Genomic DNA, 19,376 nt, shown 5'->3' with positions numbered 1-19,376 from the left:
CGGAGCGGACCTCGGCACGCGTCCGACTGGAGGCCGCGCCCGCGAGAGAGCGCCCCGCTGGACCGTGGGACCGGTCGCCGCGAACCGGTCGCGGCGGCCAATGAGCGGCCGCGCTGTCCTAATATTTTCACTAAAATATTGATTGCAGTAAACCTTTTGTGTTTTTAGGCTCGCCTAAACAATGCATGCTCGACAGCGACAGACCGACGACGAACCGACGGAGGAAAGGGCGATGACCGACCCGACGGCCGGCAACGAGGCGTTACTCGAACAGCAGGCCGCCCGCGAGTCGAGCGCGCGGACCTACCCCCGGCACCTCCCGCACGCGATACGGGAGGCCTCGGGCGTCACCGTCACCGACATGGACGGCGAGGAGTACTACGACTGCCTCGCGGGGGCCGGCACGCTCGCCCTCGGGCACAACCACCCGAGGGTGGTCGAGTCGATGGAGCGCGTCCTCGCGGAGGACCGCCCGCTCCACACCCTCGACATCACGACGCCCGTCAAGGAGCGGTTCGTCGACACGCTGTTCGACAGCCTCCCCGACGAGTTCGCCGACAACGCGCGGGTGCAGTTCTGTAGCCCCGCCGGGACCGACGCCGTCGAGGCCGCGCTCAAGCTCGTCAAGACCGCGACGGGCAACCGGAGCGTCCTCGGGTTTCAGGGCGGCTACCACGGCATGACCAACGGCGCGCTGAGCCTGATGGGCGACACGGACCCGAAGGAGGACGTGCCGGGACTGATGCCCGACGTACACCACCTGCCGTATCCGTACGAGTATCGGTGTCCGTTCGGCGTCGGCGGCGAGGAGTGTCACGAACTCGCCGCCCGGTACGTCGAACGCACCCTCGACGACCCCGAAAGCGGCATCACCGAGCCCGCGGGGATGGTGGTCGAACTCGTGCAGGGCGAGGGCGGCGCGATTCCCGCGCCCGACGACTGGACCCGAGAGATGCGGCGGGTGACCCGCGAGCGCGACATCCCGCTCGTCGTCGACGAGATTCAGACCGGCCTCGGCCGGACCGGCGAGCTGTACGCCTTCGAGCACGCCGACATCGTCCCCGACGCGGTCACGCTCTCGAAGGCGATCGGCGGGTCGCTCCCGCTTTCGGTCGTCGTCTACGACGAGTCGCTCGACGTCTGGGAACCGGGCGCGCACGCCGGGACCTTCCGGGGGAACCAACTCGCGATGGCCGCCGGCATCGCCACCATCGAACACGTGCTCGAACACGACCTCGACGACCACGCCGCGCGCATGGGCGACCGACTCCGCGGCCACCTCGACGCGACGAAACGCGCCCACGACGCCGTCGGCGACGTTCGCGGTCGCGGGCTGATGCTCGGCGTCGAGCTCGTCGACCCCGCGGGAGAACCCGACGCCTGCGGGCGCTTCCCGGCGCATCCGGACCTCGCCGACGCCGTCCGCGCGGCGTGTTTCGACCGCGGGCTCATCGTCGAACTCGGCGGCCGCCACGGGAGCGTCGTCCGGTTCCTCCCGCCGCTCGTCGTCACCCCGAACGACGTGGACGCCATCGGGAGCATCTTCGCGGACGCCGTCGAGGCCGCAATCGAGGCGGTCGACGCCGACGGCCGCCGGGAGGTCGCCGCATGAACGACGTCGGCGGCGTCGACGGCGTCGGCGAGCGGCGCGACCCGCGGCCGGACGCCGCGAAGTGGTTCCTGAGCGGCGGCGACGACGACCGAGCGCGCTACCGAGACGCGATTGGCCGGGCGTGCGACCTCGTCCTCGACGAGTTCGCCGACGAGGCGACGCCGTACTCGGGGGCGACGCCCGAGGAGCTCGACGACGCGCTCGCCCGGTTCGAGATGTTGCCCCACGAGGGCGACGGCGTGGCCGCGGCGCTCGACCGCACCGAGCCGGTTCTGCGAAACTCCGTCGGCGTCTCGGACCCGGCCTGCGTCGCGCACCTCCAGTGCCCGCCGACGATTCCGGCGCTCGCGGCCGAGGTGCTCCTGACGGCGACGAACCAGTCGATGGACTCGTGGGACCAGAGCCCCGCCGCGACGCAACTCGAACGGCGGTTCGTCGGGGAACTGTGCGACCTGTTCGGCTACGAAAACGGCGACGGCGTGTTCACGAGCGGCGGCACGCAGTCGAACTTCGTCGGCCTGCTCCTCGCGCGCAACAGGGTCGTCCTTGAGGAGTACGGCGTCGATGTCCAACAGGCGGGCCTCCCGCCGGAAGCGCGGGACCTGCGAATCCTCTGTTCGGCCGACGCCCATTTCACCGCCACGCAGGCCGCCTCGCACCTCGGCCTCGGCGAGAACGCCGTCGTCACCGTCCCGACCGACGACGACCGCCGCCTGTCGATGGCGGCGTTCGACGAGGCGGTGGCGGACCTCCGCGAGCGCGGGAAACGCCCGTTCGCAATCGTCGCGACCGCCGGGACGACCGACTTCGGGAGCATCGACCCGTTAGGCCCGCTGGCCGACCGTGCGGCCGAACTCGACTGCTGGTACCACGTCGACGCCGCGTGGGGCGGCGCGCTCGCCCTGAGCGGCGACCACGCCGACAAGCTCGCCGGCATCGAGGCCGCGGACTCAGTCGCGGTCGACTTCCACAAGCTGTTCTACCAGCCGATTAGCTGCGGCGCGGTCCTCGTCCGCGACGAGTCGGCGTACGACCTCATCGACCGCAACGCGGCCTACCTGAACCCCGAGCGCGACGACGACGCGGGCGTGCCGAACCTCGTCTCGAAGTCGGTCCAGACGACCCGGCGGTTCGACGCGCTCAAGCCCTTCGTCACGATGCAGGCGCTCGGCCGCGAGGGGCTGGCGTCGATGGTCGAATACACCATCGACCTCGCCGACGACGCCGCGAGGCTCGTCGAGGCCGACCCCGACCTCCGGCTCGTCCACGACTCCGAGCTGAACGTCGTCGTCTTCCGGTACGTCTCCGACCGGGAGAAGGAAGACGACCCGGCCGACGGCCCGAGCGCCGCCGACCTGAACGAGGCCATCCGCGACTCGCTCCTCGACGACGGCGAGGCCGTGGTGGCCCGGACCACCGTCGACGGCGAGACGTGCCTGAAGCTGACGCTCCTGAACCCCCGAACGACGCGCGAGGACCTCCGAGAACTCCTGCGCGAGGTTTCGACCCGCGGCACCGCACTCGAAACGACGACCGACGACCGACACGCATGAATCCGAACGACACGGCCGAGTCAGCGACGATACACAGCTTCCTGAACTGCTACCTCCGGGAGACCGGCGACTACGCCGTCGTCCCAGCCGGGGACGCGCCGGTCGAGACGGACGCCGACGAAGTCGTCCACGCACCGCTTTCCCGGCAGGGCGTGGACCTCTACGTCCCGCTTTCGTACCGGTCGCCGACGGACCGCCACCTGTTCGACCTGCCCGGGGTCTACCGGCTCCCCCACGGCGAGACGCTCCCGCTGGAGTACACGACGCTCGTGACGCTCGTCACGACCGAACTCAGACTCGACCGCGACGACACCGGCGCGGCCGACGAACTCCTCTTGCGAGTCGTCAAGAGCTGTCGGAACATCGATCGGTTCGTCGAGGCCCGCCGCGGCGACGAGGAGCGACTGTACGGCTTCGACACCACCTTCCGCGACGCCGAACAGTCGCTCGTCTTCGGCCACCCGCTTCACCCGACGCCGAAGAGCAGACAGGGCATCCCGGCCCACGAGTCGCGGACCTACGCGCCCGAACTCCGCGGGTCGTTCCCGCTGGCGTACTTCAGCGCCGACCCCTCGCTCGTCTCGCAGGACTCCGCGCGCGACGACTCGGCGGCCGAGTGGGTCGCGTCGGCGCTCCGAGCGGACGAGTCGGTCCCCGAGTCGTTCGTCGCCGAACGCGTCGACGCCGACGAGGTGCTGGTTCCCGTCCACCCGTGGCAGGCCGACTACCTCCGCGCGCAACCCGAAGTGCAGGCGCACCTCGGCGACGGCCTCGAATACGTCGGCCAAGTCGGTCGGGATTTCTATCCGACCTCGTCGGTGCGGACCCTGTACGCCCCCGACTCGCCGTTCATGGTCAAGGCGTCGCTGAACGTCAAAATCACCAACTCCGAGCGGACGAACAAACTCCCAGAACTGGAGCGCGGCGTCGCCGTCACCGAACTGCTGGACACCGAACTCGGCGACGACCTCGAAGAGCGGTTCCCGGCGTTCGACGTCGTCCGCGACCCGGCGTACCTGACGGTCGACCTCGGAAACGGCGAATCCGGCTTCGAGACCGTCCTCCGCGAGAACCCCTTCCGCGGCAACGCGGCGGCGAACGCGACGCCCGTGGTCGGCCTCTGTCAGGACCACCTCGGCGACGGGTCGTCGCGGCTGGCGACGCTCGTCGAGGGAATCGCCGAGCACGAGGGCAGACCGACCGACGCGGTGGCTGAAGACTGGTTCCGCCAGTACCTCGAACTGTCGGTTCGGCCGGTGCTGTGGCTCTATCTCGAACGCGGACTGGGCGTCGAAGCCCACCAGCAAAACAGCGTGCTGACGCTCGACGGCGGCTATCCCGAGACGTTCCGCTACCGCGACAATCAGGGCTACTACCTCCCCGAGTCGATGTACGACGAGGTGGACGCGCTCCTGCCGGGCATCGGCGAGCGCGCCGACACCGTCTGCCCGGACGCCGTCGCCGACGAACGCATCCGGTACTACGTCGTCATCAACAACGCCCTCGGCCTCGTCAACGCCTTCGGCACGGCCGGACTGGTCGACGAGCGACGCCTCTTGGGCGTCCTCCGCGAGGAGCTCGAATCGCTCCGCCGGTACGACCGGCCGTCGTCGTCGCTTCTCGACGACCTCCTCACGAAAGCGACGATTCCCTGCAAGGCGAACCTGCTCACGCGGTTCCACGACATGGACGAACTGGAGGGGTCGCTGGCGAACCAGTCGGTGTACGCCGACATCGACAACCCGCTCGTCACGGAACTGGAGGTGCCCGCGTCGTGACCGACGCGTCGGCAAACGCCGCGGCGGGCTCGGCGACCGACGACGCGGGCCGCGAGTACGCCTACCGCGTCCGCGACGAGCCCATCGACCGGACCATCGCCTTCGCGGAAGTCGACCCGGCGCTGGACTTCGACCGGCTTCACGCGTGGCTCGGCTCCGACCACGTGAAGCCGTACTGGCAACTCGACCTCCCGGAACCGGCGTTTCGAGAACGGCTCGACGAGAAACTGTCCGACGACCATCTCACGCCGTACGTCGGCCTGCTCGACCACACGCCGATGAGCTACTGGGAGGCGTACCGCGCGGCCGACGACGTCGTCGCCGAGTGCTACGACGCCGCCCCCGAAGACCGGGGCGTCCACCTGCTCATCGGGCCGCCGGAGTATCTCGGGCACGGCTACTCGATACCGCTCTTGCGGGCGATGACGGCGTTTCAGTTCCGCGCGACCGACGCGACCCGCGTCGTCAGCGAACCGGACGTGCGAAACGAGCGGGTCATCCACGTTTTCGAGCGGTGCGGCTACGAGGCGCAGAAACGTATCGATCTCCCCGACAAGGAGGCCGTGTTGATGCACTGCGAGCGCGACAGATTCTTCGACACGGTGGCCGAGAACGCGGAGGCGGAGGTGAGCCGATGAGCGAGTCGCACGTCCGCGACGTGGTCGGAATCGGTCTCGGCCCGTTCAACCTCGGACTGGCCGCCCTGCTCGACGGCGCGCCCGAGGACGTGGACGCGGCGTTCCTCGAACGGGACGCCGAGTTCGCGTGGCACGAGGGGATGCTCATCGAGGGGACGACGCTGGAGGTCCCGTTCCTCGCGGACCTCGTGACGCTCGCCGACCCGACGAGTCCCCACAGCTACCTCAACTACCTGCGGGAGACGGGCCGCATCTACGAGTTCTACTTCTACGAGACGTTCCAGATTCCCCGGCGGGAGTACAACGACTACCTCCGATGGGTGGTCGGCCGACTCGACGCCTGCCGGTTCAGCCGCGAGGTCACCGACGTTCGCTGGGACGAACGCGAGGAGTGCTACGCGGTCACCGCGCGGAACCCGGAGACCGGCGAGCGCTCCGAGTACCGCGCCGAGAACCTCGCGCTCGGAATCGGCTCTCGGCCGCACATCCCCGAACACCTCCGCGGACACCCGACCGAAGACGTGTTCCACACGGCGCGGTATCGGCACAACCGCGAGCGCGTCGTGGACGCGGACACAGTCACCGTCGTCGGGTCCGGACAGAGCGCCGCCGAGGTGTTCCAAGACCTCTTGGACCGCCAGCCCGACCACGGCTACCGACTGGATTGGCTGACTCGCTCGGACGGCTTTTTCCCCATGGAGTACTCGAAGCTCGGCCTCCAGCACTTCACGCCCGAGTACGAGCGGTACGTCTACGACCTCCCGCAGGCGGTGAAAGACGACCTCATCCCGAATCAGGACCTGCTGGGCATCGACCCGGAGACGAGCGCCGAGATATACGACCTGCTCTACCGGCGCTCCATCGGTGGCAACGACCCGGACGTCGGCCTCTTCGCGATGACGGAGGTCCGAGACATCGCGGCCGCCGGCGACGCGTACGCCCTCGACTGTCACCAGTGGCAGGCCGAGGAGTCGTTCGTCCACGAAAGCGAGGTCGTGATTCTCGGCACGGGCTACGAGCGGCCGATTCCCGAGTTCCTCGAACCGATGGAAGACGCCATCGAGTGGGACGAGAAGGGTCGGTTCGAAGTGACCGAGGACCACCGACTCGCGGTCGGCGTGCCGGGAGACGTGTTTCTCCAGAACGCCGAGGTCCACACCCACGGCGTCGGGGTTCCGGACCTCGGCCTCGGGTGCTACCGGAACGCGAAGTTCGTCAACCGACTCGTCGGGCGCGAGGTCTACCCCGACGACGGCGACACGGTCTTTCAGGACTTCTCGGTGGCGCAGTTCCTCGAACGCGCACCGAACGCGACCCGCGCGGGCGGAAGCGAAACGCGACTCACGCCGACGCAGAACGACTGACGATACCCATGAATCCGAACGACACCACGCTACGGGACGCACTGGACGCAGACGTCTGGGAGACGGTCGAACGCCGCCTCCTGACGAAGATGCTCGAAGAGTTCGCCTACGAGGAAATCGTCGAGCCGCGGAAGATAGACGCCGGCGACGACCGCCACGGCTACCGGTTCGACCTCGGCGAGACGAGCTACCGGTTCGAGGCCGCCGACCGACTGATGGACAGCCTTCACGTCTACGGCGACACGGTCGAGCGCCGAACCGACGGGGCGTGGAAGCCGCTCGGCGACCCGCTTCGACTACTGCGCGACCTCGGCGAGACGACCGACCTCGACGGGCTCACCGAGGGGAACCTCGTCCGCGAGTACAAGCGAACGCTACTCGCGGACGCCCACATCGAGTCGCGAAAGCGGGGCCGGGAGGGGTTCGACCCGACGGCGCTCGATTACGCCCGTCTCGAAGGCGAGATGGAGGGCCACCCCTGGATTACGTACAACAAGGGACGGCTCGGCTGGGGGTACGACGATTACAAGCAGTACGCACCGGAGCGCAAAGAGCCGGTGACGCTCTCGTGGGCGGCCGTCCGCAAGGAACACGCGACGTTCGTCGGGACCGGGGAGGTCGACCACGACTCGCTCGTCCGCGGCGAACTCGGCGACTACTACGAACGCTTCCGAAGTCGCCTCGACGCGAAGGGATACGACCCGGACGCCTACTTCTTCATGCCGGTCCACGACTGGCAGTGGGAACACAGCGTCGTCCCGCTGTTTCCCGACCACATCGCGGCCGGCGACATCGTCCCGCTCGGCGAGGGACCGGACGAGTACCTCCCGCAACAGTCGGTCCGGACCTTCGTCAACGTCGACGACGCGGAGAAACACCACGTGAAGGTTCCGATGCGGATTCTCAACACGCTGGTCTGGCGGGGGCTTCCCGGCGAGCGGACCGAACTCGCGCCGACGGTCACCGACTACATCAAAGGCATCTACGAGCGGGACGACTTCCTGCAGGAACAGGGGTTGATTCTCCCCGGCGAGATTGCGGGTCTCAACTACGACCACGCGGACTTCACCGACATCGACGGCTCGCCGTACCAGTACCACGAACTGCTTGGCGCGGTCTGGCGGGAGTCCATCTACACGTTCCTCGAAGACGACGAGCGAGCGATTACGCTCTCGTCGCTGATGCACGTCGACGGCGCGGGCGAACCCTTCGTCTCGCGGCTGGTCGAACAGTCGGGACTCGCGCTCGACGAGTGGCTGGCCGAGTTCTTCGACACCGTCCTGCCGCCGCTGTTGCACTTCCTCTACCGCTACGGAACCGTGTTCTCCCCGCACGGCCAGAACACCATCCTCGTCGTCGAAGACGGCGTTCCCACCCGACTCGCGGTCAAGGACTTCGCGGACGACGTGAACGTGAGCGACCAGTCGCTCCCGGAGTTGGAGGCGCTTCCCGACGAGGTGCACGACGTGCTCCGAAAGGAACCGCCTGAAGGCCTCTGTCAGTTCATCTTCTCCGGGCTGTTCGTCTGCGTCCTCCGGTACGTCGCCGACGTGCTCGAAGAACACGAAGACTACTCCGAACGGGAGTTCTGGGCGCACGCACGACGCGCGGTGCTCGACTATCAGGCGCAGTTCCCCGAACTCCAAGCGCGGTTCGACCTGTTCGACATGCTCCGACCGGAGTTCACGAAGCTCAGTCTCAACCGGAACCGCATCTTCGACTACGGCTACGACGACTCCCCCGGTCGTCCGCACGCCGCCGAACACGGAACGGTGTCGAACGCCCTCGCCGAAGTCGCGGGCGACAGAGCTGACGACGCGAGTCAGGTGGGGACGGCGGACGACTGAACCGAGAGACGGGAGGCCGGACCGTGGGCTCCGCCGGCGGTTCGTCACCGACGCCGGCCGCTGTGGACCTCCCCGTTCGTCCCACGCCGTGAGACACGACGAGTGCGAACCGTGGGACTGAGCCGCGAGGAAACGGGATCCATATTGTACACATCGAACAACTATCCGAAGAAGACGGGGGCGTCGGCGTCCGCCAGTCACGACCGGTCGTCGAGACGAAAACAGCGGCCACAGAGACGAGCGAGATTGACGAGTTTCTGGACGCCTCGGAAGCGTTAACAAAAAATCCCAAGTTAGAGAAACCGAACACAACGTCGTTTCGGGCGAGAGGTAGAGAACGGACGACGAGTACGTAAGATAGGGAAAACCGAAGGACCACCGCACATAGTATTGCTCGATAGCAGAACAGCAGCCGGAAAGCAGAACAGTCGCTTGACAGACGGGGGAGTCCCGCGGAAACGACGTTCCACGTTCACGGCCCACCGTTCTCCCGACCAGAACACTTATTCAGATACTTGATAACGAATAATCATGGACGCCAAACATCCGGTCCGGACCACGGAAAAGACGCTGGCGCTCGTCGAGGAACTGATGGAGAAAGGACCCTGTGGGGTCACGGAGTTAGCCAGCGACCTCCAGATGGGAAAGAGCGCGGTGCACAACCACCTGACGACGCTCCAGAAACACGGGTACGTCCTCAAGGACGGCGACGACTACCGGGTCGGCTTGAAGTTCCTCGAAGTCGGCGGCCACAGTCGGAAGTCGATGGAGGTGTATCAAATCGCCGAACCCGAGGTCAAGTCGCTCGCCGCCGACACGGGCGAACTCGCCAACCTCCTCGTCGAAGAACAGGGGATGGGCGTCTACCTGATGCGGGCGAAAGGCGACGACGCCGTGGACCTCGACACCTACGCGGGTCTGCGGACGAACCTGCACACGACGGCGCTCGGGAAGGCGATTCTCGCGAACCTCCCGGAGTCTCGGGTCGACGAGATAATCGAGCGCCACGGGCTCGAACAGAAGACGCCGAAGAGCATCGGCACGCGGCAGGAGCTGTTCGAGGTGCTCGAAGCGGTCCGCGAGCGCGGCTACGCCATCGACGACGGCGAGCGTCTCGAAGGCCTGCGCTGTATCGCCGCACCCATCAAATCGTCGTCCGGTGAGGTGCTCGGGGCCATCAGCGTCTCCGCGCCCGCCAGCCGAGTCAGTGACGAAGACCTCCACGGAGCGCTCCCCGAGCGCGTCCTGAGCGCGGCGAACGTCGTCGAACTGAACATCAACTACTGACCCTCTCGTTCGCTATCTCGGAACAGGGCGCGAGCCCCTCGAATTCTCGATGCGGGGCCGTGTTAACATAGCTCTCGTCATGTGACTACGGCCGTAAGTTACACAGCTATGGGTGTAATCTTGATTGCAGTCGTCTACGGAATGTCGTTCTGGTATAGAGAATTATACGCGAGGTAGCTGAGACGACAGTGTCGGCAGGGTGAGAGCGCGGGTGACGGGGGATAGGTGATGGTGACGGGAGACAGATGAGGAGAGGAAAGAAAAGAACGAGACGATGGCAGACGGTCGCCGTCGGCGACCGGGTGGGAGGCTCAGTAGTTGTCGTAGACGGTCTTCTCGATGGTGTAGAAGTCGAGGCCGGCGTCGCCCTGCTCGCGCCACGTCTCCGACGAGGAACGCTTGAACCCGCCGAAGGGGACGTGGAGTTCGAGGCCGGTCGTCTTGTCGTTGACCTTCACCACGCCGGCTTCGACCTCGTCGACGAAGCGGTTCGCCTCGGTGTGGTCGTCGGTGACGACGCTGGCCGACAGGCCGTAGTCGACGTCGTTCGCGACCGCAAGCCCCTCGTCGAAGTCGCTCACTTCGATGACGGCGATGACCGGCCCGAAGACCTCCTCCTGTGCGATGCGCATGTCGGGGTCGACGTCGGTGAACACCGTCGGCTCCACGAAGTGACCCGTCTCGACTTCCTCGCCCTCGGGGACGCCGCCGCCCGCGACGAGAGTCGCGCCCTCGCCCTCGGCGATGTCGATGTATTCGAGCGTCGAGGAGAGCTCGGACTCGCTGACCTGCGGGCCCATCTCGTGGTCGGTGCCGGGACCGACGTCGAGGGACTTCGCGCGGTCGACGAGCTCGGCGACGAAGTCGTCGTACACGTCCTCGTGGACGATGGCGCGGGAGCAGGCCGTACACGACTGGCCGGTGGTTCCGAACCCGCCGTTAGCGACGATGTCGGCGGCTTCGGCGGGGTCCGCGGAGTCGGCGACGAGCGTCGGGTTCTTCCCGCCGAGTTCGGTCTGGACGCGCTTGCCGGCGTCTGTGGCCTGCTCGTACACCATCTCGCCGACCTGACTGCTCCCGGTGAAGGAGACGAGGTCCGTGCCCTCGTTGGCGATGAACTCGCTACCGACCGAGCTACCGGGGCCGGTGACGACGTTGAGGACGCCGTCCGGGAGGCCGGCCTCGTCGAGCGCGCGGGCGATTTCGACGACGACGCCGGGCGCGATGGAGGCGGGCTTGAGGACGACGGTGTTGCCGGCGGCGAGCGCCGGAGCGAGCTTCCACGCCGGGATGGCGATGGGGTAGTTCCACGGCGTGATGAGCGCCGCGACGCCCACCGGCTCCTGCCGCGTGTAGAGGTTCGTGTTCGGCCCGCTCGCACCCTTCCTCGCGCCGCCGAGGTCGGCGGCCTTCGTCGAGAAGTAGTGGAAGATGTCGATTGCGCGCTGTACCTCGCCCGCCGCCTCGGGGCGCGCCTTCCCCTCCTCGGCGATGAGGATGTCGGTCAGTTCGTCCTTGCGCTGGGCGAGGAGCGTCCCCGCTTCGCGGAGGATGCGTCCGCGCTCGGGACCGGGCGTGTTTCGCCACTCGTCTTCGGCCGCGACGGCGGCGTCGACGGCCGCGGCGGCGTCGTTCTCGTTGGATTTCTGATATGTCGCGACCACTTCGCTCGGGTTCGCGGGGTTCGTCACCTCGGCCGTCTCGCCGGTCTCCGAGGTCACCCACTCACCGTTGACGTAGTTTTTACTGGGGTCCGTCATCGAGTGCATGTTTCGTCTTCCGACATACAATTCTTCCGAAGCTGTCACTATTTGTTGGCTGTCGTCGACGGGGGAGTTCGGGAGCGTGCATCGGGGTGAGCGACGAACTACCAACCCACACACTTTTGTAGTGGCTTTCGAGATATACGTGCGCAATGGTTGAGCAAGCGAAGCTTAGCGACCCGAACGCGGAGTACACGATGCGCGACCTGTCCGCGGAGACGATGGATATCACGAATCCGCGAGGCGGCGTCCGCGACGCCGAAATCACGGACGTACAGACGACGATGGTCGACGGGAACTACCCGTGGATTCTCGTCCGCGTCTACACCGACGCGGGCGTCGTCGGCACCGGCGAGGCCTACTGGGGCGGCGGCGACACCGCCATCATCGAGCGGATGAAACCGTTCCTCGTCGGCGAGAACCCCCTCGACATCGACCGCCTGTACGAGCACCTCGTCCAGAAGATGTCCGGCGAGGGCTCGGTCTCGGGCAAGGTCATCTCCGCCATCTCGGGCATCGAAATCGCGCTTCACGACGTCGCCGGGAAGCTCCTCGACGTGCCCGCCTACCAGCTCGTCGGCGGGAAGTACCGCGACGAGGTGCGCGTCTACTGCGACCTCCACACCGAAGACGAGGCCAACCCGCAGGCCTGCGCCGAGGAGGGCGTCCGCGTGGTCGAGGAGCTCGGCTACGACGCCATCAAGTTCGACCTCGACGTGCCCTCGGGCCACGAGAAGGACCGCGCGAACCGCCACCTCCGCAACCCCGAAATCGACCACAAGGTCGAAATCGTCGAGGCCGTCACCGAGGCCGTCGGCGACCGCGCCGACGTCGCGTTCGACTGCCACTGGTCCTTTACCGGCGGGAGCGCAAAGCGCCTCGCCGCCGAGCTGGAAGACTACGACGTGTGGTGGCTCGAAGACCCCGTCCCGCCGGAGAACCACGACGTACAGAAGCTCGTGACCCAGTCCACGACGACGCCCATCGCGGTCGGCGAGAACGTCTACCGGAAGTTCGGCCAGCGGACACTGCTCGAACCGCAGGCGGTGGACATCATCGCGCCGGACCTGCCCCGCGTCGGCGGCATGCGCGAGACGCGGAAGATAGCCGACCTCGCGGACATGTACTACATCCCCGTGGCGATGCACAACGTCTCGTCGCCCATCGGGACGATGGCCTCCGCGCAGGTCGCCGCGGCCATCCCGAACTCGCTTGCCCTCGAATACCACTCCTACCAGCTCGGCTGGTGGGAGGACCTCGTCGAGGAGGACGACCTGATTCAGAACGGTCGCATGGAGATTCCCGAAAAGCCCGGCCTCGGGCTGACGCTCGACCTCGACGCCGTCGGAGAACACATGGTCGAAGGGGAGACGCTCTTCGACGAGGAGTAAGCCGCCACCGAGAGCGAGACTGTCCCACAGCGGCCGCGACCGCCTGACATGCACCCATAACCCGGACGCACCACCGCGAGCGAGAAACGCGAACGTCTCTCGGCACGCGGCGCGTCCCCCGCGGCCGCTTTTTCACTCGCTGAAGTTCGATACCGGAGCGACGCGACTCGCGGTTGCAGTCGCTACGCTGACGCAGATAGCTCGACGGCTGAGCGCGGCACGCAAACCGCGAACGAGAAGCAGAAAGCAGTGACCGGTCAGTTCGAGACGAACGCGTCGATGGCGCGGTTCGACGGGAGTTCTCGGTTCTTCAGCGCGTCGCCGGTCTCCCCGTCGAACAGGTGAATCGCGTCTTCGGAGAACGAGACGGTCGTTCGGTCGCCCGCTTCGACTCTCGACCGCCCGGTGGTGGTCGCGGTGAACTGGGGCCCCTCGTCCCCGTCGGCGAACCGCAGGTGGACGGTGTTCTCGTTCCCCTGCGGCTCGACGACGACGACTTCGGCGTCGAAGGTCCGCTCGCCGGAGCGCCGCTCGCCGACCGCGACGTCCTCGGGTCGGATGCCGAGCGTGAGGGCGCTCGCGTCGCCGAGCTGGTCTCTGGTCGCGTCCGAAAGCGGGTAGTCGAAGCCGTCGCCGCTGAAGGTGTCGCCCGAAAGCGACCCGGGGAAGAAGTTCATCGACGGCTCGCCGATGAAGCCGGCGACGAACAGGTTGCTCGGCCGGTGGTAGCAGTCCAGCGGCGTCCCGACCTGCTGGAGTTCGCCGTCGTCGAGGACGGCGACGCGGTCGCCCATCGTCATCGCTTCCGTCTGGTCGTGGGTGACGTAGACGGTCGTGACGCCGAGTTCCTCCTGCAGTCGCTGGAGTTCGGTGCGCATCTCCGCCCGGAGCTTGGCGTCCAGGTTGGACAGCGGCTCGTCCATCAGGAACACCTCGGGGTCGCGCACGATTGCGCGCCCGAGGGCGACCCGCTGTTGCTGACCGCCCGAAAGCTGTCCGGGCTTGCGGTCGAGTAGGTCGGAGATACCGAGCATGTCGGTCGTCTCTTCGACCTGCTGGCGTATCTCGTCGTCCGGGAGGTCGGTCGACTCTTCGAGGCCGAACGACATGTTCCCGCGGACGCTCTTGTGCGGGTACAGCGCGTACGACTGGAACACCATCGCGATGTCCCGGTCCTGCGCGGACACGTCGTTGAGAACGCGCTCTTCGAGTCGGAGTTCGCCCTCCGTGACGGTTTCGAGCCCCGCCATCATCCGGAGCGTCGTCGATTTGCCACACCCCGAGGGACCGACGAGCACGAGGAACTCCCCGTCGTCGATGTCGAGCGATATCTCTTCGACGGCGACGATGTCGTCGCCGCCGTCGTCGGTGTACACCTTCGTTACGTCGTCGAGTGTCAATCGTGCCATGGCTACTGTTCGAGTTGCGTGCGGTCGGCTTCCTGGTCGTGGCGGCGGTTGTGCACCGCGGTTCCGGTCTCCGCGTCGAACACGTGAATCTTGTCCGGCGGAATCGTCACCGTGACGCGGTCGCCCCGCGTGACGAGGTGCATCCCCTCCGTGACAGCCTGTAAGGCGTCGTCGGCGGAGGGTTGGTCCGGGTGCGAGAGGTGGAGGACGTTCTGGTCGCCGTGGGGCTCCACGACGGTCACGTCCATCCGGAGTTCGTGGTCGCCGAGCGCGGCGTCGGCGGCGGTGTCGTCGGTCGTCGCGTCGACGACCTCGATGTCTTCGGGGCGAATCCCCAAGACGAGGTCCTCGCGGTCGCCGACGGACTCCATCACGTCCGCGTCGAGCGGGTACGAGAAGTGCTCGCCGACGAACGTCGTCTCCGAGCGCGTCCCGCGGACGAGGTTTATCATCGGCTCGCCGATGAACTCCGCGACGAACAGGTTGTTCGGCTCGTGGTAGCACTCGAAGGGAGAGGCGACCTGCTGGAGTTCGCCGTCGTCCATGACGGCGATACGGTCGGCCATCGTCATCGCCTCCGTCTGGTTGTGGGTGACGTAGACGGTCGTGACGGCGAGTTGGTCCTGCAGGTTCTGGAGTTCGGTGCGCATCTCCGCCCGGAGCTTGGCGTCCAGGTTGGACAGCGGCTCGTCCATCAGGAACACTTCGGGGTCACGCACGATGGCGCGACCGAGGGCGACACGCTGTTGCTGGCCGCCGGAGAGTTCGTCGGGTTTCCGGTCGAGCAGGTCCGAGATGCCGAGCGTCTCGGCGACCTCGACGACGCGTTCGTCGCGCTCTTCAGACGTGTATCCTTCCTCTTCTTCCAGCCCGAACCGGATGTTCTGCCGGACGGTCATGTGAGGGTACAGCGCGTAGTCCTGGAACACCATCGCGATGTCGCGGTTCTGCGGGACGCGGTAGTTCATGTGGTCCCCGCCGATGTAGATGTCCCCGCTGGTCGGGGTCTCCAGGCCGGCGAGCATCCGGAGCGTCGTCGACTTCCCACAGCCCGACGGGCCGACGAGCACGAGGAACTCCTCGTCGGCGATGTCGAGCGAGAGGTCGTCGACGGCGACCGTGTCGCCGAAGCGCTTCGTCAGGTCGGTGAGTTGAATCTGTCCCATAGCTTAGGCCTCCGTGCGAAGTCCCTTGGCGAACTGCTCGGCGAACGCGACGTACAGGATGAGCGTCGGAACCGCGGCGAGGAACGCCGCGGACATCCTGATACCGAAGTCGATACCGGAGGTCGACGCCCCGATTGCGGGCAGCACCAGCGTGACCGGCGCCGCGGGCGCGTCGGACCCGGTGACGAGCGTGAACGCGAAGAGGAACTCGTTGTAAATCTGCGTGAACTGGTAGATGAACACGACGCCGAACATCGGCTTCGAGATGGGCAGGATGATGCGCCGGTAAATCTTCGTGATGCTCGCGCCGTCGATTTTCCCGGCCTCGACGAGCGAGTTCGGGAGGCTCTGGTAGTACGACCGGAACAGTATCGTACAGATGGGAATCCCGTAGGCGATGTGGGTGATGACGAGCGGCACGAGTTCGGCGTGGTACCCCTGGAAGAAGGGTATCGACGCCACCATCGGCTCTAGCATCCGCGCGAGCGGGAAGATGTTGTTCCAGAAGCGCGCGAGCGGGACCAACACGGCCTGATAGGGGACGAAGACGCCGACGACGAACAGCATCAGCATGCCCATCTGCGCCCGCCAGTTGACCATCGTGAGGCCGTAGGCGGCCATACTCCCGAACAGGACGCTCCCGACGGTCGCCGGAATCGACATGATGAGCGAGTTGAAGAACGACCCCGAGAGCTGTTCGAGGGCGAACTGGATGTTCCCGAGGGTGAAGCCCTCGCCGACCGGCGGCGCGAAGGGGAGCGAGCGCGCGACCGACTCGTTCGTCTTGATGGCGGTCATGATTCCCGTCTCTAGCGGGACGAGGAAGAAGCCGAGGAAGAACACGACGAGCGCGTACTGGGCGACGCGCCGGAGGTTCACGTCCTCGACGAGCGATGCGACGTCGAAACTGCCTGTGGATGACGACTGTGACATGGTCAGAGACTCCCCTGTTTGTACTGGTAGTAGAGGTACGGTCCGATGACGCCGAGCGCCATGATGAGGAGCATGGTCGCGATGGCGGCCGAGTAGGCCCACTCACCGAACTTGAACGCGCGGCGCACCATGAGCGTCGCCAGGATGTCCGTCCCGTTCGGCGGGCGGTAGCGGCCGACGAGAGCGTACAGGAAGGTGAAGGCCTTCAGCGCGAACACCATCAGCACGACGGCCGCGCTGACGGACGCTTCCTTCAGTTGCGGGACGATGATGCGGAGGTAGGTCCGAGTGATGCTCGCGCCGTCGACGCGGGCCGCCTCGAACTGGTCGTCGGGAATCGACTGGAGCCCCGCGAGGTAGACGACCATCGTGTACCCGCTGAACTGCCAGATGAGGGCGAATATCACCGCGCCGAGCGCGATTGATGGGTTCCCCAGCCAGTCCACGGGATTGAACCCGAGGGTCGTCACGACGAGGTTGAGGATGCCGCTTTCGACGTTGAACATCCAGAGCCACAGTTGCGCGGTGACGACGAACGAGAGGCTCATCGGAAGGAGATAGACCGTCTGGAACTTCTCGGAAAACCTGATGCCGTGGTCCAACAGGACCGCGAGGAACAGGCCGAGTACCAGACAGATAGTCGTGAAGCCGACGAGGAGAACCAGATTGTTCTGCGCGGCGGAGATGAACGCGTCGCTCGACAGCGCCTGTGTGTACATCTCCAAGTCGAGCGTGGAGTAATCGGGGGTCCCGAGGCCCTCGTAGTCCGTAAACGAGATGGCGAAGTTGTAGCCGATGCCACCGTAGACGGCGATGCTCATGAGGACGAACGGGATTCCCCAGTACGGCGCGGAGCGAACGAAGTCGCTGTTGAGGAAATACCGGAGCTTCGACTCCCACCCGACCGCCTCGTCGGTCGTGTCGGCGACCTGCTCCGTGTTATCGTGTGTAGCCATCGATATACCTATATTTTATTTGTGTATGATAAAGGTGTAGTTTCGACCGAAGCGTTACTCGGAGACCGCTTCGACGAGCGCGTCGGCGGTGGCTTCGACCTTGAACGGCCCCATGAAGTTATCGCCGAAGGCGGTCTTACACGCGCCCATCGTCTTGGGCGTGACGGCGAGACCGTGGGCGATGGTCGGCGGGTACGCCTCCGAGTCGGTGAGGTCCTCGTAGGTCATCGCGAGGAAGTCGGTCAGTTCGCTCGGATCGATGTCCGTACGAAGCGGGACCGACCCCTTGGGATTGTTGAAGGCGATTTGGGCCTTCTTCGTGCCGACGAACTTCTGCCACGCGATAGTCTCCTCGCGGCTTGGGTTGTTGCTCGGCGCGACGATGGAGTCCACGTGGTAGAAGTAGATGCCTTCCGTGCCCGGGAACGGTATCCAGTCCCACTGCTCTTTGTAGTTGAAGCTGTCGTCGGCGCGGAACATCCCGTACACCCAGTTCCCCTGATGGATGGTCGCCGCGTTGCCCGAGATGACCTTCTGCCCCGCCGTCGTGAAGCTGATGGACGAGGCGTCGGCGGTGATGTAGTTCTCGTTGATGGTCTTCAGCGCTTCGAGCGCCTCGACGACGGCCGCCCTGTCGGGGTTGCCCTCGATGAAGTTCGTGTACGCCTCGACGCCGCTCTGGCTCGTCAGAATCTGCGCCCAGAGTTGGAGGTTCGTCCACGGCGCGACCATCGCCTGCGCCATCGGCGTCACGTCCGTGTTCTGGTCGATGGCTTCGAGCGCGTCGAGGAGCGCGTCGACGCTGTCGAGGCTCGACGCGTCGATGCCGGCCTCCTCGAACACGGCGGTGTTGTAAAACAGGTTGTTCATCCGGTGGGAGCCGATCGGGACCGCCGGCATCTTGTCGTTGAACTTACACAGTTCGACCGCGCGGGACTGCATGGTGTCTTTGAATCCTTCGGCGTCCCACACGTCGGCTTCGAGGTCCATCAGCGCGCCCGAGTACCGTTCGAGGTTCTTCCCCGGCCAGTTGGCGAACGAACTCATCGGGTTGTTGTTCGCCAGTCGTCGGAGAATCGTCGCGTTGAGGTTCACGTTCGCGCTCGCGCCGACCGCTTGGAAGTTCGTATCCATCTCTGGATACTCCTCCTCGAACGCCTCGATGAGCGCGGTGACCGCCGCCTCGCCGTCGCCGCCGGCCCAGCCGTGAAGCACTTCGAGTTGCGAGTCCCACGTACTGCCCGAACTGCTTCCGCCGGTCTCGGTGTCGTCGCCGGAACTGCCAGAACTGTCCCCGCTTCCGCTCTCGGTGCCCTCCGTCTCGGCTCCGCCACCGCCGGTACACCCCGCGATGCCAGCGGCCGCACCCACGGTCAGGGCCTTCAGATACTTTCGACGGTTCACACTTTCATCGCTACTATCATGCTCGACCATGCAGTATCTATGTTAGCCACCCACATATATAGGTTGTGAATGACAGATGGTGATATAAAAGCGGCGGGGGTCTCGTCAACGCGCTTTGCGATGGTTTCGCCCCGGAGTCCACCGAGCGAGAATCTGACTACGCTTTCGAGAGACGAACTAGACACCGTTCGGAGTCGCTCGTCGCCGCCCGCGACACCGTCCGTCTCGCAGTCGCAGTACGTCGGCATCGACGGACGTCACCCCGCGGTCGCTCA

Annotated in this window: 15 protein-coding genes; 8 read left to right on the top strand and 7 right to left on the bottom strand. The window is 66.0% G+C overall.

From position 1 onward, the window contains the following. Positions 1 to 181: 181 nt before the first annotated feature. From C441_RS05410 to xacR, 7 genes are all read left to right on the top strand, one after another. A complete protein-coding gene (locus C441_RS05410; protein WP_083874899.1) occupies positions 182 to 1,612 on the top strand; it encodes a diaminobutyrate--2-oxoglutarate transaminase in 1,431 nt (476 codons plus the stop codon). After that, positions 1,609 to 3,165 (top strand): pyridoxal phosphate-dependent decarboxylase family protein, encoded by a 1,557-nt coding sequence (locus tag C441_RS05405; RefSeq protein ID WP_007274199.1) that lies wholly within the window; start codon positions 1,609 to 1,611, stop codon positions 3,163 to 3,165. The genes C441_RS05410 and C441_RS05405 overlap by 4 nt, the downstream gene beginning before the upstream one ends. Beyond that, positions 3,162 to 4,943: an IucA/IucC family protein gene (locus C441_RS05400; protein WP_007274198.1), complete on the top strand. Its 1,782-nt coding sequence runs from the start codon at positions 3,162 to 3,164 to the stop codon at positions 4,941 to 4,943. Before C441_RS05405 ends, C441_RS05400 begins: the two co-directional genes overlap by 4 nt. Next, complete coding sequence (locus C441_RS05395) at positions 4,940 to 5,581, top strand: GNAT family N-acetyltransferase (RefSeq protein ID WP_007274197.1); 642 nt, start codon at positions 4,940 to 4,942, stop codon at positions 5,579 to 5,581. Before C441_RS05400 ends, C441_RS05395 begins: the two co-directional genes overlap by 4 nt. Beyond that, a complete protein-coding gene (locus C441_RS05390; protein WP_007274196.1) occupies positions 5,578 to 6,945 on the top strand; it encodes a lysine N(6)-hydroxylase/L-ornithine N(5)-oxygenase family protein in 1,368 nt (455 codons plus the stop codon). Before C441_RS05395 ends, C441_RS05390 begins: the two co-directional genes overlap by 4 nt. 8 nt (positions 6,946 to 6,953) lie before the next feature. Further along, a complete protein-coding gene (locus C441_RS05385) occupies positions 6,954 to 8,792 on the top strand; it encodes an IucA/IucC family protein (protein WP_007274195.1) in 1,839 nt (612 codons plus the stop codon). Positions 8,793 to 9,323: 531 nt separating this feature from the next. Beyond that, entirely contained in the window at positions 9,324 to 10,079 is a 756-nt protein-coding gene (gene xacR / locus C441_RS05380) for an HTH-type transcriptional regulator XacR (RefSeq protein ID WP_004968482.1), read from the top strand. A 311-nt stretch (positions 10,080 to 10,390) separates the two neighbouring features. On the opposite strand, the gene xacF is transcribed toward xacR, so the two are convergent. After that, positions 10,391 to 11,839, bottom strand: coding sequence for a 2,5-dioxovalerate dehydrogenase (xacF, locus tag C441_RS05375; protein WP_007274194.1), 1,449 nt, complete (start codon positions 11,837 to 11,839; stop codon positions 10,391 to 10,393). A gap of 155 nt (positions 11,840 to 11,994) precedes the next feature. Here xacF and C441_RS05370 point away from each other — a divergent pair, with 155 nt between their 5' ends. Then, positions 11,995 to 13,233 carry a xylonate dehydratase gene (locus C441_RS05370; protein WP_007274193.1) on the top strand — a complete coding sequence of 413 codons (1,239 nt, stop codon included), beginning with the start codon at positions 11,995 to 11,997 and terminating at the stop codon, positions 13,231 to 13,233. 257 nt (positions 13,234 to 13,490) lie between these two features. On the opposite strand, the gene xacK is transcribed toward C441_RS05370, so the two are convergent. Genes xacK through C441_RS19495 form a run of 6 tightly spaced genes read right to left on the bottom strand, consistent with a single transcriptional unit; the run spans position 13,491 to position 19,349 of the window. Next, positions 13,491 to 14,642, bottom strand: coding sequence for a xylose/arabinose ABC transporter ATP-binding protein XacK (gene xacK, locus C441_RS05365; RefSeq protein WP_049920458.1), 1,152 nt, complete (start codon positions 14,640 to 14,642; stop codon positions 13,491 to 13,493). Between the two features lie 2 nt (positions 14,643 to 14,644). Continuing rightward, a complete protein-coding gene (gene xacJ, locus C441_RS05360) occupies positions 14,645 to 15,808 on the bottom strand; it encodes a xylose/arabinose ABC transporter ATP-binding protein XacJ (RefSeq protein ID WP_007274191.1) in 1,164 nt (387 codons plus the stop codon). A gap of 3 nt (positions 15,809 to 15,811) precedes the next feature. Continuing rightward, positions 15,812 to 16,741 carry a xylose/arabinose ABC transporter permease XacI gene (gene xacI / locus C441_RS05355; RefSeq protein ID WP_049920457.1) on the bottom strand — a complete coding sequence of 310 codons (930 nt, stop codon included), beginning with the start codon at positions 16,739 to 16,741 and terminating at the stop codon, positions 15,812 to 15,814. A 2-nt stretch (positions 16,742 to 16,743) separates the two neighbouring features. Then, positions 16,744 to 17,697, bottom strand: coding sequence for a xylose/arabinose ABC transporter permease XacH (gene xacH / locus C441_RS05350; protein ID WP_007274189.1), 954 nt, complete (start codon positions 17,695 to 17,697; stop codon positions 16,744 to 16,746). 54 nt (positions 17,698 to 17,751) lie between these two features. After that, positions 17,752 to 19,068, bottom strand: a complete 1,317-nt coding sequence (locus C441_RS05345; RefSeq protein WP_004968475.1) for an ABC transporter substrate-binding protein — start codon at positions 19,066 to 19,068, stop codon at positions 17,752 to 17,754. A 29-nt stretch (positions 19,069 to 19,097) separates the two neighbouring features. Next, positions 19,098 to 19,349 (bottom strand): hypothetical protein, encoded by a 252-nt coding sequence (locus tag C441_RS19495; protein WP_152420711.1) that lies wholly within the window; start codon positions 19,347 to 19,349, stop codon positions 19,098 to 19,100. Positions 19,350 to 19,376 lie beyond the last annotated feature (27 nt).

Source organism: Haloferax sulfurifontis ATCC BAA-897 (assembly GCF_000337835.1).
Lineage (GTDB): Archaea > Halobacteriota > Halobacteria > Halobacteriales > Haloferacaceae > Haloferax > Haloferax denitrificans.
Note: the sequence above shows the minus strand (reverse complement) of the source record. Positions and strands in the feature narration are given on the sequence as shown.

What these genes read in the sequence shown, in the direction of transcription:
- C441_RS05400 (WP_007274198.1), top strand. Translation starts at nt 3,162, where the DNA reads ATGAATCCGAACGACACGGCCGAGTCAGCGACGATACACAGCTTCCTG.
- xacF (WP_007274194.1), bottom strand. Translation starts at nt 11,839, where the DNA reads ATGACGGACCCCAGTAAAAACTACGTCAACGGTGAGTGGGTGACCTCG.
- C441_RS05390 (WP_007274196.1), top strand. Translation starts at nt 5,578, where the DNA reads ATGAGCGAGTCGCACGTCCGCGACGTGGTCGGAATCGGTCTCGGCCCG.
- C441_RS19495 (WP_152420711.1), bottom strand. Translation starts at nt 19,349, where the DNA reads ATGCCGACGTACTGCGACTGCGAGACGGACGGTGTCGCGGGCGGCGAC.
- C441_RS05405 (WP_007274199.1), top strand. Translation starts at nt 1,609, where the DNA reads ATGAACGACGTCGGCGGCGTCGACGGCGTCGGCGAGCGGCGCGACCCG.
- xacR (WP_004968482.1), top strand. Translation starts at nt 9,324, where the DNA reads ATGGACGCCAAACATCCGGTCCGGACCACGGAAAAGACGCTGGCGCTC.
- xacI (WP_049920457.1), bottom strand. Translation starts at nt 16,741, where the DNA reads ATGTCACAGTCGTCATCCACAGGCAGTTTCGACGTCGCATCGCTCGTC.
- C441_RS05370 (WP_007274193.1), top strand. Translation starts at nt 11,995, where the DNA reads ATGGTTGAGCAAGCGAAGCTTAGCGACCCGAACGCGGAGTACACGATG.
- C441_RS05385 (WP_007274195.1), top strand. Translation starts at nt 6,954, where the DNA reads ATGAATCCGAACGACACCACGCTACGGGACGCACTGGACGCAGACGTC.
- xacK (WP_049920458.1), bottom strand. Translation starts at nt 14,642, where the DNA reads ATGGCACGATTGACACTCGACGACGTAACGAAGGTGTACACCGACGAC.
- xacH (WP_007274189.1), bottom strand. Translation starts at nt 17,697, where the DNA reads ATGGCTACACACGATAACACGGAGCAGGTCGCCGACACGACCGACGAG.
- xacJ (WP_007274191.1), bottom strand. Translation starts at nt 15,808, where the DNA reads ATGGGACAGATTCAACTCACCGACCTGACGAAGCGCTTCGGCGACACG.
- C441_RS05410 (WP_083874899.1), top strand. Translation starts at nt 182, where the DNA reads ATGCATGCTCGACAGCGACAGACCGACGACGAACCGACGGAGGAAAGG.